The 17,648-nt window shown below is 62.0% G+C and carries 15 protein-coding genes; 4 read left to right on the top strand and 11 right to left on the bottom strand.

What is annotated here, in order from left to right:
* Positions 1–91: 91 nt before the first annotated feature.
* The 4 genes from YH62_RS15975 to YH62_RS15960 all read right to left on the bottom strand — a co-directional run bounded on the left by YH62_RS15975 (position 92) and on the right by YH62_RS15960 (position 4,967).
* Positions 92–1,741, bottom strand: coding sequence for a thiamine pyrophosphate-binding protein (locus tag YH62_RS15975; RefSeq protein ID WP_046795247.1), 1,650 nt, complete (start codon positions 1,739–1,741; stop codon positions 92–94).
* Positions 1,738–2,943, bottom strand: coding sequence for a CaiB/BaiF CoA-transferase family protein (locus YH62_RS15970; protein ID WP_046795246.1), 1,206 nt, complete (start codon positions 2,941–2,943; stop codon positions 1,738–1,740). Before YH62_RS15970 ends, YH62_RS15975 begins: the two co-directional genes overlap by 4 nt.
* Before the next feature lie 7 nt (positions 2,944–2,950).
* A complete protein-coding gene (locus tag YH62_RS15965; protein ID WP_046795245.1) occupies positions 2,951–3,916 on the bottom strand; it encodes a DMT family transporter in 966 nt (321 codons plus the stop codon).
* 106 nt (positions 3,917–4,022) lie between these two features.
* A complete protein-coding gene (locus tag YH62_RS15960) occupies positions 4,023–4,967 on the bottom strand; it encodes an alpha/beta hydrolase (protein WP_046795244.1) in 945 nt (314 codons plus the stop codon).
* Between the two features lie 90 nt (positions 4,968–5,057).
* Between YH62_RS15960 and ettA the strand changes: the two genes are divergently transcribed.
* From ettA to metF, 3 genes are all read left to right on the top strand, one after another.
* Entirely contained in the window at positions 5,058–6,707 is a 1,650-nt protein-coding gene (gene ettA / locus YH62_RS15955; protein WP_046795243.1) for an energy-dependent translational throttle protein EttA, read from the top strand.
* A 177-nt stretch (positions 6,708–6,884) separates the two neighbouring features.
* Positions 6,885–7,895 (top strand): metalloregulator ArsR/SmtB family transcription factor, encoded by a 1,011-nt coding sequence (locus tag YH62_RS15950; RefSeq protein ID WP_046795242.1) that lies wholly within the window; start codon positions 6,885–6,887, stop codon positions 7,893–7,895.
* A gap of 3 nt (positions 7,896–7,898) precedes the next feature.
* Positions 7,899–8,792: a methylenetetrahydrofolate reductase [NAD(P)H] gene (gene metF, locus YH62_RS15945; protein WP_046795241.1), complete on the top strand. Its 894-nt coding sequence runs from the start codon at positions 7,899–7,901 to the stop codon at positions 8,790–8,792.
* Between the two features lie 415 nt (positions 8,793–9,207).
* On the opposite strand, the gene YH62_RS15940 is transcribed toward metF, so the two are convergent.
* From YH62_RS15940 to YH62_RS15920, 5 genes are all read right to left on the bottom strand, one after another.
* Positions 9,208–10,137 (bottom strand): DMT family transporter, encoded by a 930-nt coding sequence (locus tag YH62_RS15940; protein ID WP_082118373.1) that lies wholly within the window; start codon positions 10,135–10,137, stop codon positions 9,208–9,210.
* Positions 10,138–10,236: 99 nt separating this feature from the next.
* On the bottom strand, positions 10,237–11,436 hold the full coding sequence (locus YH62_RS15935; protein ID WP_046795240.1) for a lytic murein transglycosylase: 1,200 nt from the start codon (positions 11,434–11,436) through the stop codon (positions 10,237–10,239).
* Between the two features lie 119 nt (positions 11,437–11,555).
* Entirely contained in the window at positions 11,556–12,338 is a 783-nt protein-coding gene (locus YH62_RS15930; RefSeq protein WP_046795239.1) for a GH25 family lysozyme, read from the bottom strand.
* A gap of 126 nt (positions 12,339–12,464) precedes the next feature.
* Positions 12,465–13,133 (bottom strand): class I SAM-dependent methyltransferase, encoded by a 669-nt coding sequence (locus YH62_RS15925; RefSeq protein WP_046795238.1) that lies wholly within the window; start codon positions 13,131–13,133, stop codon positions 12,465–12,467.
* Positions 13,133–14,377 carry a DUF3419 family protein gene (locus tag YH62_RS15920; RefSeq protein ID WP_046795237.1) on the bottom strand — a complete coding sequence of 415 codons (1,245 nt, stop codon included), beginning with the start codon at positions 14,375–14,377 and terminating at the stop codon, positions 13,133–13,135. The genes YH62_RS15925 and YH62_RS15920 overlap by 1 nt, the downstream gene beginning before the upstream one ends.
* Positions 14,378–14,544: 167 nt before the next feature.
* Here YH62_RS15920 and YH62_RS15915 point away from each other — a divergent pair, with 167 nt between their 5' ends.
* The gene (locus YH62_RS15915) at positions 14,545–15,891 is read left to right on the top strand and encodes a serine hydrolase (protein ID WP_046795236.1); all 1,347 of its coding nucleotides are present in this window, start codon (positions 14,545–14,547) and stop codon (positions 15,889–15,891) included.
* Between the two features lie 14 nt (positions 15,892–15,905).
* Here YH62_RS15915 and YH62_RS15910 read toward each other — a convergent pair whose 3' ends face one another.
* Together YH62_RS15910 and YH62_RS15905 are read right to left on the bottom strand one after the other, a co-directional pair.
* The gene (locus tag YH62_RS15910; protein ID WP_046795235.1) at positions 15,906–16,910 is read right to left on the bottom strand and encodes a lytic transglycosylase domain-containing protein; all 1,005 of its coding nucleotides are present in this window, start codon (positions 16,908–16,910) and stop codon (positions 15,906–15,908) included.
* 100 nt (positions 16,911–17,010) lie between these two features.
* On the bottom strand, positions 17,011–17,646 hold the full coding sequence (locus tag YH62_RS15905) for a LysE family translocator (RefSeq protein ID WP_046795234.1): 636 nt from the start codon (positions 17,644–17,646) through the stop codon (positions 17,011–17,013).
* Positions 17,647–17,648: the final 2 nt, after the last annotated feature.

Here is a 17,648-nt window from a genome sequence, read left to right as displayed (position 1 = left end):
CAAGCCCAAGGATGACGCCGAGAGAGATGCAAGGCTCCAATCATGAAAAAAGCCGGCGTTTCCGCCGGCTTTTTCAATTCTATTTCACCGCTCAGCTCTTGTTCCTGATCTGCGTCAGCGTACGTGCCGGAGTGATCGCCTCCGGGTCGAGCCTCACCTCGATGATTGCCGGCTTGCCGCTTGCCCGCGCCCTGAGATAGGCCGGGCCGAAATCTTCCGTCTTTTCCACCAGTTCGCCATGCCCGCCGAAAGCCTGCGCATAGGCGACGAAATCCGGATTGACGAGGTCTGTCGCGCTGACGCGGCCCGGATACTCCCGCTCCTGATGCATGCGGATTGTGCCGTAGATGCCGTTGTTGACAAGCACGGTGATGATCGGCAGCCCATAGCGAACGGCGGTGATGAATTCCTGGCCGTGCATCATGAAGCAGCCGTCGCCGGCAAAGCAGACGACCTCACGCTCGGGAAAAAGCTGCTTGGCCGCGACCGCCGCCGGCAGGCCGTAGCCCATCGAGCCGGACGTGGGCGCCGACTGGGTATTGTATTTCCGGAAGCGGTGGAAGCGGTGCAGCCAAGTGGCGTAGTTGCCGGCGCCGTTGGTGAAGATCGCGTCGTCCGGCACATTCTCCTCGATCCATTGCATGATCGGCCCCATATGCACGGCGCCGGGACCTTTCTCGGGCGGCGTCGACCATTTGAGATAGGCGTCATGCATGGCCGACTTGCGTTCCGCCCAGAGCGGCAGGGCCGGCGGTTCCAGCTCTTTAATGGCTGCGACGAATTCGGCAGGGGCGGCACAGATCGCGAGGTCCGGGCGGTAGAGACGGCCAAGTTCTTCCGGATCGGGGAAGACGTGGACGAGCTTCTGCTTCGGATAGGGAATGTCGATCAGCGTGTAGCTGGAGGAGGGCATTTCCGACATGCGGCTGCCGATGAGGACGAGCAGATCGGCGTTTTTGATCTCCTTGGCGAGCGCCGGGTTGATGCCGATGCCGACGTCGCCGGCATAGGACGGGTGCAGGTGGTCGAACAGCATCTGTCGGCGGAAGGAGCAGCCGACCGGAACCTTGAAGCGGCTAGCGAAAGCCTGGAAATCGGCCACCGCCCGTTCGTTCCAGCGCGTGCCGCCGAGGATGAACATCGGGCGCTCGGCTTCCTTCAGCATCGCCTCGAAGGCCGCGATCTGGCTTTTGCCCGGATGGCTCTCCACGCGAGCATAGGACCGCGCTGCCGGGGCTTCGACCTCGTCCGTCAGCATGTCTTCGGGAAGCGTCAGAACGACGGGACCGGGACGGCCGGAGGTCGCCACGGCAAAGGCGCGGGTGACGAATTCCGGAATGCGGCGGGCATCGTCGATCTCGCCCACCCATTTCGCGAACTCGGTGAAGGCGCGGCGGTACTCGACCTCCTGGAAGGCTTCGCGCTCCTTCATGTCGCGGCCGACCTGGCCGATAAAGAGGATCATCGGAACGGAATCCTGCATTGCGACATGCAGGCCGGCAGAAGCATTGGTGGCGCCGGGCCCGCGGGTCACCATGCAGATGCCCGGCTCGCCGGTGAGGCGGCCCCAGCAATCGGCCATCATCGCCGCGCCGCCTTCCTGACGGCAGACGAGCGCATCGATGCCGCTATCGTAAAGCGCATCGAGCACGGCCAGATAGCTTTCTCCCGGCACGCAGGAGACGCGCTTGACCCCGTTCGCCTTCAGCGTTTCGACGATGAGTTGGCCTCCGGTCTTCATGCCTGTTTCCCCTTGTTTTCCAGTTGAGCGAGTTCGGCCAGCACTTCGGCCGTGTGTTCCCCGAGTTTCGGGCTCGGGCGGCTATAGTGCAACGGCGTTTCCGACAGAACGATCGGGCTTCGGACGCCGGGAATAACCGTGCCATCCGCCGCTTCGAGATCGACACGCAATTCGCGGGCCTTCACCTGCGGGTCCTCGAACATCTCCTCGATGGAGTTGATCGGTCCGGCCGGCACGGCATTCTCGCCGCAGGCCGCCAGCAGGTCGACCTTTTTCCACTTCGCGGTCTCGGCGGTCACCAGGCGGCGCACTTCGTCGCGATTGGCGACGCGCGCTTTGTTGGTGGCAAATCTCGCGTCATCCGCCATCGCCTCCATGCCCAGGATGCGGCAGAGCCGGCGGAACTGGCCATCATTGCCTACTGCAAGGATCAGGTGCCCGTCTTCCGCGGGAACCACTTCATAAGGCGAGATATTGGGATGAGCGTTGCCCAGGCGGGTGGGCGCCTTGCTGGAGACCAGATAGTTCATGTTCTGGTTGGCGAGCACCGCGGCCTGGACGTCGAGAAGCGCCATGTCGACGAGCTGGCCTTCACCTGTTCTCATCGCATGGATCAATGCGCCCTGGATGGCGGTGACGGCATAGATTCCGGTGAAGATGTCGGCGATCGCAACGCCCGCCTTCATCGGCTGACCGTCCGGCTCACCGGTGATCGACATGAAGCCCGACATGCCCTGTACGATGTAATCGTAGCCCGCGAGATTGGCATAGGGGCCGTTCTGGCCGAAGCCGGTGATCGAGCAATAGACGAGCTTCGGATTGATCTTTCTGAGGCTTTCGTAGTCGAGCCCGTATTTGACGAGACCGCCCAGCTTGAAGTTCTCGATCAGCACGTCGGCGGTGGCGGTAAGGCGGCGGACGGTCTGCTGGCCTTCCTCCGTCTTCAGGTCTATCGCGATGGAACGCTTGCCGCGATTGGTGGCGTGATAATAGGCGGCAGAAAGGTTCTCGCCGTCCTTGCCTTCCACGAAGGGCGGCCCCCATGTGCGGGTATCGTCGCCGCCCTCCGGATGCTCCACCTTGATAACATCGGCGCCCATATCGGCCAGAATCTGCCCCGCCCAGGGGCCGGCCAGCACGCGGGCAAGCTCGATGACACGAATTCCGGAAAGCGGCGGTTGTTTCTGGTGGTTATCGATCATATCGGCTTTAAGGGTTCACGGATGTTTCGCTGGAGCGGGTCACGGGTTTGGATGCGACGCGCCGCTCCCGCCAGATGATGTAGAGGCCGGAGCAGATGATAATGGCTATGCCGAGCCATTTCACGGCATCCGGGAAGTCGCCAAAAACCAGCCAGCCGAACAGGGTGGCCGAGACGATCTCCAGATATTGCAGCGGCGCCAGCACGGATGCCGGGGCCGCCCGGTAGGCATAGACCGACAATATGCCCGAGACGGCGGCCGCGAGGCCGACGCCGGCAAGAAGGGTCCAGATACGCAAATCGGGTAGCGACGGCCTCAGGACATCGATATCGGCCATGTGCCCGAACGCCAGCAAGAGCCCGCAGATCGGCAGGCCCCAGAGCGCCATCTGGAACTGCATGGACCACGGGTCTTCCCGGTGGGCAAGCGCCCGTGTCATCAAGGCGAAGATCGCAATGCAGAAGGCGGTGACGATGGGCAGGAGAGCGACGTAACCGATCTCCTCGAAGCTCGGCCGGATGACGATCATCGCGCCGATGAAGCCGACAAAGCAGGCGGTATAGCGACGCCAACCGATCGTCTCTTTCAGGAAGATGCTCGAAAGCACGGTGAGAATGATCGGTTCGACGAAGAAGATCGCGACCGCATCGGCCACTTCCATGACGGCAAGCGTTGCGACGAAGCAGACCATGGAAAGCGTGATGAGCGCTGCGCGGATCGCATGGAATCCGCTCATCCGCCATGACAAATTGCGCCAGGAGCCGTTCCACAGCACCAGCGGCAGCATGAAGACCGCCTGAAAGAAGAAGCGGGCGGTGGTAATGACCGTCGGCGATGCGCTAACCGTCGCGAGCTTGGCGAAAGTGTCGATCAGCGGTGCGATGAGCATCGCCAGCACCATCAGGCCGAGGCCGTTGGCGATCCCGGTCGACGGGGCGGAAATATTGGCAGGATTGCCGGCTGGCGAAGTCATGCTGCTCCACTTTCACGCGAAGACGATCGACCGTTCCTCCTGCCGATCGCCTGAAATTTCTATAGCCGGGAGTTCAGCCGGAAGCACTTGAATAAATGTCATGAACTCATTCCGTCGCGGCCGGCGCTAGCACCGGCAGCACGCGCTTTGTCCATTCCGCAAGTTCGGCGGACGCTTCCGCGCGCACGGTCGTGTTCAGGGTCTCATGGCGGGTAGCCGGCCAGATTTTCACGGAAACATCCGTGAAGCCGAGTCTCTTCAGGCGGTCGGCAAGCCAGAGAATTTCCCGACCTCCATTTGTCGCTGGGTCCTCAGCGCCTCCCACGAGATGGATCGGAAAATCCTTCGGCAGGCGGCGCGCAAGCTTCGGCGCGCGGAAAGTCAGTTCGAAGAGGTCGAGCCAGAGCGATACGCTGGCATCGAAGCCGCAGAGGGGATCGGCGATATACGCGTCGACGATCGCCGGATCATGGCTCAGCCAGTCGAACGGCGTGCGATGGCCGGGGATGGATTTTCCCCAGGCGGCGAAAGTCAGTTTCGGCAGAAGGCCGCTCGGGACGTCCGAACCCTTCAGTGCCCTTTCTGCCAGCAGGATCGCCTGGGCAGCCCGGCCGGCAAGGCCGGGATTGAAATTGGAGTTCCAGACGGCGAGGGCAGCGAAATCCCCTGGGTATTCGATGGCCGCATTGAGCGCTATGAGCCCGCCCATGGAATGGCCGAAGAGAAGCACCGGCAGGCCCGGATGCGCCGCCACGGCCATATCGCGTATTGCCTTCACATCTTCGATCACCCGGCGCGCGCCGTCTCGCCGCGCGAAGCGGCCGATCGATGCATCCGGTGCAGCGGTTTCGCCATGGCCGCGGTGATCGTGGACGTAGACGTGGAAACCATTGCTCGCCATTGCCCTGGCAAAATCGCGGTAGCGTTTGGAATGCTCGGCAAGCCCATGGCTGACCACGACGATGCCGCGCGGCGGCGCCGCTGCCGGCTGATAATGATAGGCGAGGCTTGCGCCAGTCGGGCTGGAGAACCATTTCGTTTCCTCGAACATCCCATTCCTCCCCAGCAGACGCATTGCCCCTGCGGCTTTCTTCGCCTACATAGCGGCAAACCCAAAATTCCCCCTCGCGGAGCGCTCTTCATGGCACGTCAGTTCATCTATCACATGGCCGGGCTCAACAAGTCCTACGGCAACAAGAAGGTTTTGGAAAACATCCACCTTTCTTTCTATCCCGATGCCAAGATCGGCATTCTCGGCCCGAACGGCGCCGGTAAGTCGACCGTCCTCAAGATCATGGCCGGCCTCGACAAGGAATTCACCGGCGAGGCCTGGCTGGCGGAAGGCGCCACCCTCGGCTATCTGCCGCAGGAGCCGAAACTCGATGCGTCCAAGACCGTGATGGAAAACGTCATGGAAGGGGTAGCCGACAAGAAGGCGATCCTCGACCGCTACAACGAGCTGATGATGAACTATTCCGACGAGACGGCGGAAGAGGGCGCCAAGCTCCAGGACGTCATCGACAGCCAGAACCTTTGGGATCTGGAAAGCCAGGTTGAGATGGCGATGGATGCGCTGCGCTGCCCGCCCGGCGACGCCTCGGTCGAAAATCTCTCCGGCGGTGAAAAGCGCCGTGTCGCGCTCTGCCAACTCCTGCTGCGCCAGCCCGACCTGCTGCTGCTCGACGAACCGACCAACCACCTGGACGCCGAGACCATCGCATGGCTTGAAAAGCACCTGCGCGAATATCCGGGCGCCATCCTGATGGTTACCCACGACCGCTACTTCCTCGACAACGTCACCGGCTGGATCCTCGAACTCGACCGCGGCCGCGGCATTCCTTACGAGGGCAACTATTCCGCCTACCTGCAGGCCAAGTCGAAGCGCATGGCGCAGGAGGAGCGTGAAGAAGGCGCCCGCCAGAAGGCGCTCGTCCGCGAGCAGGAGTGGATCGCATCCTCGCCGAAGGCCCGCCAGGCGAAATCCAAGGCCCGTATCCGTGCTTATGACGAGCTGGTCGCTGCAGCGGAAAACCGCCGTCCCGGCGAAGCGCAGATCATCATTCCGGTCGGCGAACGCCTCGGTCAGGTGGTCATCGAGGCGGAGAACCTCTCCAAGTCCTATGGTGACAAGGTTCTCTTCGAAAATCTCTCCTTCAAGCTGCCGCCCGGCGGCATCGTCGGCGTCATCGGTCCGAACGGCGCCGGCAAGTCGACGCTGTTCAAGCTCATCACCGGGCAGGAGAAGCCGGATTCCGGCGATATCCGCGTCGGCGATACCGTGGATCTCGGCTATGTGGACCAGAGCCGCGACCATCTCGACGGATCGAAGACCGTCTGGGAGGAAATCTCCGGCGGCAACGATATCCTCAAGCTCGGCAAGTTCGAGATGAACTCGCGCGCCTATTGCGGCGCCTTCAACTTCAAGGGCGGCGATCAGCAGCAGAAGGTCGGCAATCTCTCGGGCGGCCAGCGCAACCGCGTGCACCTCGCCAAGATGCTGAAATCCGGCGGCAACGTCATCCTGCTCGACGAACCGACCAACGACCTCGACACCGAAACGCTTGGTGCGCTGGAGGATGCGCTGGAAAACTTCGCCGGCTGCGCGGTCATCATCAGCCACGATCGCATGTTCCTCGACCGTCTCGCGACGCATATCCTCGCCTTCGAAGGCGACAGCCACGTCGAGTGGTTCGAAGGCAACTTCGAGGACTACGAGAACGACAAGATGCGCCGCCTGGGCCCGGAATCGGTCAATCCCAAGCGCGTTACCTACAAGCGGCTGACGCGGTAAGTTTCGGCCATGCCCTTGGCTTCTTAGCCGAGGGTGCCAAGCGAACGATCGATAATGACAAAAGGGCGATGCTCGGCATCGCCCTTTTGTCATGTGCAAGGTTCCAGTTATCGCTTGCGCAAAATTCCGAAATCACATAAACATATCTTTATATGTTGATTGGTGAGGACGCGCCGTATGGGAATGGCCCTCGACAACCTGGTGGATGTTCTAAAGACAGCCGGCGAACCGACACGGTTCCGGCTTCTGGCGCTGCTGGCTGCCGGCGACCTGACGGTCACCGATCTTACCGAGATCCTCGGCCAGTCGCAGCCGCGCATTTCCCGGCATCTGAAGCTTCTGACCGAAGAAAATCTCATCGACCGCTATCAGGAAGGCGCATGGGCCTATTTCCGGCTGAAGCATGATGGGGAGGCTGCTGCGCTGGTGCGCACGCTTCTTGCTGCAGCTTCGGAGGAGGACCCGGTGCTGTTGCGCGATGGCGAGCGGCTTGCGACCGTCAAGCGCCAGCGCGCCGAGCGCGCCCAGACCTATTTCAGCCTGAATGCCTCCGCGTGGGACGAATTGCGCAAGCTGCATGTGAGCGACGCGGCCGTAGAGGCGGCGCTTGTTCGCATGATTGGCCGGACTCCGGTGGACGCACTTCTCGATCTCGGCACCGGCACCGGCCGCATCCTGCAATTGCTATCGGATATCTACCGTCGCGCCGTCGGCATCGATGCGAGCCGCGACATGCTCTCGGTCGCGCGCGCCAATCTCGACAAGGCGGGCATCGTCAAGGCTTCGGTGCGGCATGGCGATATCCTCAACCTGCCGCTCGAGGGCCAGGATTTCGATCTCATCATCATCCACCAGGTGCTGCATTTCCTCGATCAGCCGGAGCTGGCGATTGCGGAAGCAGCGCGCGTTCTGCGCCCCGGCGGGCGGCTGGTGATCGTCGATCTGGCGCCGCATGCGCTCGAATACCTGCGCGACGAACATGCGCATGTGCGCCTTGGCTTTTCGCATCAGACGATGGCCGAATGGCTCGAGAAGGTGGGCCTCGAAGTGCAGGAGGCGATCGACCTCGCCTCCGGCAAGCAGGGCGCTCCGGCGCTCACCGCCACCGTCTGGCTTGCGCGCGACCGCCGCCTGCTGATCGCCGACACCGCGCCGGCGGAATCCCTTTCCGTTCTTTCCGGGAGCTGAACCATGAAATCCACCGGCGCGCGCGAAGCCTTCGGCGTCTCCTTCGAATTCTTCCCGCCGAAGTCGGACGAGATGGAGGCCCAGCTCTGGGATACGGTCGAGAAGCTCGTTTCCTGGAACCCCGATTTCGTCTCGGTCACCTATGGCGCGGGCGGCTCCACCAAGGCGCCGACGATCGAGGCCGTGCGCCGCCTGATCCATGAAACACCGCTTGCGACGGCGGCCCACCTGACCTGCGTCGACGCTTCCCGGGAAGAAGTGCGTGCGGTCGTGGATGAGTACCGCGCCACGGGTGTGCGCCGTATCGTGGCGCTGCGTGGCGATCCGACGGGCGGCATCGGCACGGCCTATGCTCCGCATCCGGAAGGCTATTCTGACACGGCGGATCTGGTGCGGGCTCTGGTCGAGTTCGGCGATTTCGATATTTCCGTTTCCGCCTATCCGGAGAAGCATCCCGAAAGCCCTGATCTTTCCGCCGACATCGAGACCTTGCGGCGCAAGGCGGACGCGGGCGCTGACCGGGCGCTGACGCAATTCTTCTTCGACAACGACATCTTCGAGCGTTACCTGGAAAAGGTAGCGGCGGCCGGCATCACCATTCCCGTCGTTCCGGGAATCATGCCCATACAGAACCTCACGCAGTTGAAGCGTTTTGCGCGACGCTGCGGCTCGTCCGTCCCGTCATTCCTGGACGATCGGTTCGAGGGCTATGATGACAAGCCCGAGGAGCGTGCAGAAATCGCGGCCGATATTGCTGCCGAGCAGATCGAGGATTTGATGGGCCGCGGTATCCGCGATTTCCATATCTATACGATGAACCGCGCGCCGCTCGTTTCCGCCGTGCTCGAAAGGCTCGGACGCCGCCGGATGGAAGAGAAGGCCGGGGCCGCCGCATGAAAAAACGCATGCTCCAAGGAGCATGCGTTTTCAGAAAAGTGCTGGATGTATCAAGCGTTCACGGATGCGAGAGTGGTTGGTAGCGGGGAGAACCTGTGGCGCCTAGATGAAGAGCATTGACGCCACGAATACAAACGCTGCACCGACTACCAGGACATTGAGAGAATAAACACGTCCCATGTCTGCCTCCTTGCGTTGACCGTTAGAGTGTATGTCGGTTTTGTGGCAAATGGGAAGCCGCTTTTTATGCTGCGGCGCAGCATGGTCCTGGGGATAAGTTTTCAAAATCTCTATTAAGTAGCTGATATTAAGCTAAAAAAATCCAGAAGATCCAAGTTTCTGGGGGTTAAAAAACTCTTCTCGGGCTGTTAATATTCGTTACGTTTTGTGAGGTTCCGGCCTCCTTAGCGACATATCAGGACACTTTGCTGCCGGCTTTGACGCGCTTGCGAAACAGCCTTCCATCGAGCAAAAGCAGCCCGAATCCGATCAGCAGCATGCCCCCGACATGGCTCGGCGCCAGACGTTCGCCGAGGAAAATCGCGCCGAGAAGGATCGCGCTGGGCGGCACGAGAAGCGTCACGAGCGAGGTATTGGTGGCGCCTGCCAGTGTCAGAATGCGGAAGAAGAGAAGATAGGCGTAAGCGGTCGAAAGAAGCGCCAGCCCGAGAATGGCAGCGATCACCCCGGCGGAGGGCATCGGAAGCAGCCAGGGCTGATCGGCGATAAATGCGACCGGCAGCATCATCAGCGAGGAGGCGGTAAGCTGGCCTGTCGCCGTGACCGGGGCGGGAAGATCGCGGAAGCGTTTGCCATAAGTGCTGGCCGCACCATAGGAGACGGCCGCGAGCACGGGCAGCACCAGCGCCCAGAGGGGTGCTGAAGCCGCATCGAACACTCCAGGCCCGATCAGCGCCGCCGTTCCGGCAAGGCCCGCAAGGCAGCCGGAAAGCTTGGCGGCCGTGAATTTCTCGTCGCTCGTCCAGCGATTGGCGATCAGCACGGTCCAGATCGGCGTAGTGGCGTTGAGGATGGAGGCGAGACCCGCGCCGATCTCCGTCTGGCCGAAAAAGATCAGCGTGTGGGGCAGGGCGTTGTTGGCAAAGCCCAACACGAGGAAGGGGCGCCAGTTGGCAAGGAGCGTCGCATATAGCCCAAAGCGGCCGTGGAGATAGATATGAAGCGCCAGCGCGGCCAGCGCGAGGCGCAGGAAGACCAGCGTGAAGGGCGGCACTTCGAGCACCGCCACGCGCGCAAAGAAGAAGGAGCCGCCCCAGATGAGGCCAAGCAGAAAAAGCAGGGCCCAGGCTTTGGCGCCGGGTCTTTGGATGGCGGCTGTATTCACGCGATTTCTCCCTTTATCCAGGGGATAATCCGCCTCACCGGCGATTGCCACCCGAATCCTGCGGAGCCGGGTGGTTTGCCGGCCAAAGTATCGGGGAGCTTACAGGGCTCCCAGCAGCGTGGCGGTCGGCCAGCCATCGGCGGGCATGCCGAGCCGCGCCTGTTCCTTCTGCACGGCCGTGCGGGTGCCGGAGCCGAGAATGCCGTCGACCTTGCCGACATCGTGGCCACGGCCCTGCAGCTTCGCCTGCAGCGCCTTCATGCCGCTGTCGTCAAGGCCCTGGTCCGGCGTGCCCTTCAGGTAGGGCGGCGCGCCGGAAAGCCGGGTCGCGAAATAGGCGGCCGAGGTCGTATAGATGAACGACTGGTTCCATTCGAGATAGATGGCGAAATTCGGATATGTAAGGAAGGCTGGCCCCTTGCGGCCCTGCGGCAGGATGAGGGCGGCGGGCAGGTTGCCGAGGGAGGTGTTGCCGTCCCGCGGAGTTACGCCCAGCGCGAACCATTCGCTCGCGGGAACTTCGTTTCCGAGGCCAGACTTCTCCCAGGGCAGGTTTTCCGGCAGGGAGACTTCCTGGACCCAGGGTTCGCCGCGACGGAAGCCGAGGCTCTGGATGAATTTCGCTGCCGTCAGGATCGCGTCCGGCGCGCTCTGCTTGACGTTGATATGACCGTCACCGTCGCCGTCGACGCCATAGGCGATGATATCCTTCGGCAGCATCTGTACCTGGCCGATCTCGCCGGCCCAGGCGCCGGTATTGGTAGCGGGGTCGAGATCGCCGTGCTGCACCATTTCGGTCAGCGCGATCAACTGCGGGCGGAAGAGTTCCGGCCGGCGGCAGTCATGGGCAAGCGTCACGAGGGCGTTGCGCGTGTTGAAATCGCCCTGCACGGCTCCGAAATCCGTCTCCATGGCCCAGAAGGCGGTAATGACGCCCGGCGCCACGCCGAATTCGCGCTCGGCCCGTGCGAAGACGTCCGCATACTGCTTCAGTTTTTGGCGGCCGATGTCGAGCCTGGCCTGACTGACGGTGCGCTGGGAGAACTCAAGGAAGGTCTGTCGGAACACGCCCTGGGCCCGGTCACGCGAAAGAACCTTCTCGTCGATCTGCGCTCCGGCAAGCGCTTTGTCGGCAGCTTCCGCGGGAATACCCTTGGCGATTGCCTCCGCCTTCACGCCTTCCAGGAAGACGCCGAGATCACCGCCGCAGGCGGGCGCCTGTTGAGCGAGCGCGGTGGAAGAAAGGCAGCCGACAAGGATGGATGCAAGGCCGAGACGGCGAGCGAAGGCGAGGGACATTCGAAGTTTTCCTAGCAGGGTTCAGGTGATCGCCTGATTTCCTCGAAATTTGTGACGAAACATGGGAGATCGGGCGAGAAGGCGCACTCTTTATCGCAACCGCTCACGTAATTCCATCGTCATTTGCCAGCCGAGGCGACCCACTGATTCCAGTTCTTCGCCGTTCCGGAAAAGACGTTGATATCCGTCTGGCCCTTGATGCCCGGTACGATGCCCGTGGAGGTATATTGCCAGAAAGCCCAGCGGCGGGCCTCGTAGATATCCTTGGGGTGGGCCGCGACCGAGCGAACCCAGAAATGATAGTTGTCGAAATGGCCGATCAGATTGTCGCGATGGAAATCGACCGATGTGTAGATGATCGGCCGTTTGCCGTAATGGGCCTCGAGACGATCCATGAACTTCTTCATCTCGGCGCGAACGACAGCCGCAGGCGGCCTGTATTTGCAGGTCGGAGAACTCGGGTTCCATTCGACGTCCAGCACCGGCGGAAGATGCATGGAGGACTTCGGGATGCTGCGGATGAACCAGTCGGCCTGGGCATCGGCGGTCGAGCAGAAATAATAGAAGTGATAGGGCGCGTGTGGAACGCCCGCGGCGGCGGCGTTACGCCAATTGCTCTCGAAGGCCGGGTCGATCCTGTCGGCGCCTTCGGTCGCCTTGATGAAGGCGAAGGAAACGCCGGATTTCTTCACACTTCGCCAGTCGATGTCGCCGTTCCACTTGGAGACGTCGATGCCATGGACTTCATGGCGATGCGGGTGATTGTAGCCGAAATCCTGCGGGTCGTTGTCGTGGAAACGGGGCGTTGCGACCGAGGCGGTTTCCATCAGGTCGTAATCCGTGGCGCTGCAGCCTGCCAGCAGGGTCGCTGTCGCAAGGATTGCGAAAAGAAGTCGAGGCATGTGTGTCCCGCGTTTGCCCGTTCCCAAATCCCCCTTGTCCCACTGAGGGGACGGGAAGGAGTGAACTCCTCATTCACCATATCGCCGTAAAAAATCGGTTAGGGCAAGTAGCAGGCGCGCAGAATTTCAACCGCGCCGTCGAATGACGGCATGCCAGGCGTAGCCGCGGCCGATTTCCTCGAAGATCATGTCGGCATTGGCGGCGGCGAGCCTGCTTTCCAGCACGTCGTGCAGATTGGGACGAGGCGTGACGTGGAAACGGGTAAGCCAGGCCCTCAGCAAGCGGCCGAACCAGCCCGGCAGATGTTCCTGCTGACCGAAGTCGACGATATGCAGCGAACCGTTCGGTCCGAGTGCGGCAAGTGCCGCGTCCACGGCCTTTTCCCAATCCGGGATCATCGAGAGGGCATAGGAGATCAGAATGCGATCGAAGCCCGCCACGCCGAATTCTTCCGGCCCGAATGCGGTCGCGTCGGCCACGCGGAAGGTAGGCTTCTCCGTCTTGTGGCGGAAATTGGCACGGGCGCTTTCCAGCATCTCGGAGGAGATATCGAGGCCGTAGAGCGTCGCCGCCGGATAGAGCCGATGGGCAAGCAAGAGGTTCCTGCCGGTGCCGCAGCCGACTTCGAGAAGCGTTCCTCCAGCCGGCATCCGGAGGCCGGCGATCGCCCGGTCGCGGCCGAAGAGGTAGTATTTGCGGGTGAGATCGTAGATATGCCGCTGGTAGCGATACATCCGGTCCATGCGCTCGGCATGATTGCCGGAGAGGGGATCGCCCGCCATATCCACCGTCATCAGCCGTTCCTCGCATAGATGTGAAAGCCGCCATAGATGGCGGAACGGTCCTGCAGGTTCAGTTCGTTGGAGCGGTCTTCGAGATAGGTCCAATGATTGCGAACCGTTTCGGAAACGCGGCCCTCGATGACGCTCTTTTCGGCGGCGGTGCGGAAGATCACGCGGGCGCCGGGTGCGGCGGTGCGGGGGATTTCTGACCAGAGGTCGTTCAGCTGCGGGTCCGTCATCCAATCCTGGGCATCGAGCAGCACGTAGCGATCGACCGAGGCCGCGGACTTGCCTGCCAGCAGTTCGGTGAAGCTTGCATGATGGACCGCGACCCGATCGACGTTCTTACGGATCGCCTCGTAGTTGCCCGCCTGCAGGTAGGTCGGCAACACACCTTCCTCGTCCGTGGGATAGCGGCGGGCGAAGGCCTGCCAGGCGAAGTAGTTCTCTCGCAGCGGAAAATGGCAGGCGAGCTTTTCGAGCCTCTGACGCAGCACCGGCGCGATCGATCCGTCTCCCGCGAGGCTTGCCAGCTCGTCATATTGCTGTGGCGGAATACCGAGGCCGAAAAGCGAGCTCTTGCGGCTTGTTATCCAGCGGATGAGCGGCTTGTCGAAAAGCGGGGCGACGCGGTCGTCGAAAAACTGGCGCTGTTCGCGCAGCGAGCGGGCCTTGGCCATCTCGGTCAGGTCGATGCCGTGCAGCCGGGCGATCAGGTGGCCGGCGCCGATGAAGCGGCCGAGCAGACCGGTCCGGTAGATGCTGCGATCGAACACCTCCACCCTGCGGCCGGAAATCGTACGCTTCTCCCAATAGGCGCGGGTGGCCGCATCGAGATGGGGGGCGATGAAGGCATCGTAGTCTTTGCTGTTGGTGCCGCCGCCTTCCTCTGCGAGGAAACGGACGACATCGGAATGAGCGGGCATGTGCCGGAAAGCGGCGAGCTTCAGTCGGTTCAGGGCTACATGATGGGGATTGAGATCGACCACATCGATCTTCTGCGGTCCGCGGGAGAGATAGGCGAGCATGTTGCAGCCGCCCGAGGCGATGGTGACGATCCTGTGCTCTTCCGCGAGCTCCATGGCCGTCATGTCGACTTCCGGGTCTTCCCAGATCTGCGGGTAAACCAGTCCCGAGAACAGCAGGCCGAAAAGGCGTTCCGAAAAACCTTTCGCCGAGAGGGCTTTGTGCTGCAGAAGAGCCTGTCTCAGCTTCTGGTTTTTCAGAAAACCAGCTTCCTGTGCAATTTCGGCCATCGTCGAATCTCGCCTCGCCGTGAGTTTCGCCGCGTGTAACCCCCCTCTGCTACAGATTGATGACGAAGCCTGTGTGAAGGCTGCCCCTTTCCTCGGAAGTCGGCGAAAGCCACTTTCTTCCGCGCAGGTTTCCTGCTTGCATGCGGCTCCACCGAAGGAGGACGAGAATGCGGATCGTGGCCCGGCTGCTGAAGATTGGTTTGGGTATCGTTCTCATCTGCATCATAGGCCTTCTTTCCTGGCTCTACTTCGTCCCGCCGACCCTGCTCAGGGTTGGCAGCGGCTATTCCGCGAAGATCGTCTGTTCTAATGTCTTTCTTGCCGGCAGAAATGAGGACGAGGTGCTGGCCGTCGATGTCCAGGCGCCCGGTCATCCGCTCCTGAAACTGATGCGGGTTTCGGTGGATCGGGAGGAACAGCGCGTTCATGCGGCGCTGCTCGGCTTCATCGCCGGCAATGACGCGGTCTATCGGGAGGGGCTGGGTTGCACCGTGACGCCTGATGGGACCGTCAACCCGGCGGAGGTCGCTGTGAATCCGGAGCCGCCGCCTGTCGCCGATGCCAATCTTCCCTGGCCGGAAGGCGGCGGAATGGAATCGAATCAGGCGGTTGCAAGGGTTCTTTCAGATTCAGCTCTCACCGGTCCGGGAATGCGTGCCGTCGTAGTGGTCAAGGGCGGGCGGATCGTGGGAGAGACCTATGGCGCCGGCTTTTCGAGCGATACGCCGCTGCTCGGCTGGTCCATCACGAAAAGCATCAATGCCGCCATTATCGGGACGCTTATCCGCGACGGGCGATTGTCGCTGGAAGAAAGAAACCTCTTTCCGAAATGGCAAGGCGACGAGCGCAGCGGGATCCGTCTCGCAGATATGCTCGCCATGGAAAGCGGCCTGGCCTTCAACGAGAATTACGGCACCGTCGCCGATGTGACCCGTATGCTTTACCTGGAATCGGACATGGCGAATTTTGCCGCCGATGCGATACTTGAAGCGCCACCGGGAACGCGCTTCAAGTATTCCTCGGGCACGTCGGTAATGCTTTCCAGGATATGGATTGCGAAGATCGGCGACGAGAGGACTGCGCTTAGCTATCCGCGCGAGGCGCTGTTCGGTCCCCTCGGTATGACGAGCGCAATCATGGAGCCCGATGCCGCGGGCACGTTCGTCGGCAGTTCCTACATGTATGCGACGGCCCGCGATTGGGCGCGTTTTGCGCTGCTGCTGCTTCGCGACGGCGTCTGGAACGGGGAAAGGCTGCTGCCGGAAGGTTTCGTCGCGATGATGCGGCAGCCGAACGGCACGACCGAACATTACTCGAGGATGCAGACCTGGCTTGCCGACAGCGACGACGAAGGCGTCCCGGCCGATACGTTCTTCCTGCAAGGGCATGACGGACAGACGATCGCAATCATCCCCTCGCTCGATCTGGCGGTCATCCGGCTCGGCCTCACACCGAGCTGGAACGGCTACGATCCGGACCGGCTGATCGCCGAAGTGGCCAAGGCGCTGCCCTGACCGGGCCGCCGCCCCTATTTCTCCAGAACGTGCAGCATGCCGCGACGCTTCGCATCGTAATAATAGCCCCGGGCATAGAGGCGGATGGCGTTGTCGTTGCTGTTGTCGGCAACGAGCCAGGCGCCGCGCAAGTATTTGACCGCGTATTTCAGATTGGTCTCGGCATCCAGCAGGCCTTGCGGCGGGCCTTGATAGCCCATGGATTTTGCGGTCGGATAGCTGATCTGCATGAGGCCCCAGTAACCGTTCTTGTGATAGGCCTTGGGATCGTAGCGGCTTTCGCGATGAACGACGCGATGGATCAGCGATTCGGGAACGCCGTATATGCCGGCATAGCGCCTGATGAGCTTGGCAAGCTCCGGCGGGCTATCGGAGGCCGTTGTCGGCAACGGGTCGCCCGGTGCGGGCGGGAAATCCTTGGCGGATTCGAGAGCGGATATCGCTGCCACCGCCTTCGGGCCGGCGGCATAGGCGAGCGTCGTCGTGTCGGGCCGCGGCGTCGGGATGGCGCTCTGCAGGACGGCCATGTCCGGCGTCAGTTCTTCTTCGTCTGGGGCAACCGCCTGAGCTGCGGCCGGCGATATTTCTCCATTGGCCACGGCTTGGGTAATCCGTGCGGTTTTGGTTGAGGTTGTCGGGGTGAGCGCCGCGGTCTGCAGAGGCGCGGCAGCCGCAGGGGCTGTGGGCGGGACCGGATCGGCGGCAAAGGCGACTTGCGGCGCCATTTCAGGCGAGGCCATGGCGGCGGCCTGGGCAATGGCTACGGTTTCGTTCGATGGGACTGCGATTTGAAGGCGGCCGGTCTTGGCGAGTACCGCGCTCTGCGGTCCTTCCGGCGGCTTGCCGGCGGTTTCCGCTGACTGGGCCGAGGGCTGATCGGAGCCCTGGGCCGGGGCCGCAGTCTCGGCCGCCGAAAGCTTCGTTTCCTTTGCAGGCTCGACGCTGGAGCAACCCGCAAGCGTCGTCGATACGGCAAAGGCCACCGCCGCCTTGCGGCCGAAGAACCGGTTTATCGCCATGGGGTCGCTTTCATGAAATTGGTTGTCCCGCCCGCCCAACACGCCTCCGAACGAATGTTTTCATTAACCTATTGGGCATTGCCGGGCAAGACGGTGCCGTTCACGCGGCGATCCGACGATAACCGGCGCTGACCGCGCGCCTGGAGATGAATTGCGTCCGCAGCTTGCGAGAGGCGGGAGTGAAGCGGGCAGGGCGACGCATGCGGTTCAGCGTCCGACGCGGAAACAGCACGTGAATGGTCGCTCCGAGCGCGGCGCAGGCGAGAAAGGCGGCCTGCATTTGCAGAACCTGGGGAATGACGGGCTGTGAAGGATCGAGAAACTGTGGAAGAAAAACCGAGAACAGGATGATGTAGCGCGGTCCGAATACGCTCTTGCCGAAGAGACAGGCGAATACCCGGGCGAGGCGCTTTTCCGGAAGATTGTCGTTGTCCGCGATCGGTCCGACGATTTTCGGATCCTGAAACGACCAGAGCACGTAAAGCATCAGGTAGGCGGCGCCGACCCATGACAATACGTCCATGACGCGCGGCAGGACGATGGCGAGCAGGCCGAGCGGCACCGTCGCGATCAGGAAGGCGGTTGTCAGGCCGAGGCTGACGCCCGGTATCGTCGCGATGGCCGTTGCCCGGCTACGCTGTAGAGCATAGCCGGCGGTAAGACAGGCGAGGGGACTCGGAAGCGCGGCGAGAAGTATGGAGGTCGCGACAAAAGCGAACCAGGTTTCAGCCGTCATTC

This window comes from Rhizobium sp. LC145, assembly GCF_001005825.1.
Taxonomy (GTDB): domain Bacteria; phylum Pseudomonadota; class Alphaproteobacteria; order Rhizobiales; family Rhizobiaceae; genus Neorhizobium.
Note: the sequence above shows the minus strand (reverse complement) of the source record. Positions and strands in the feature narration are given on the sequence as shown.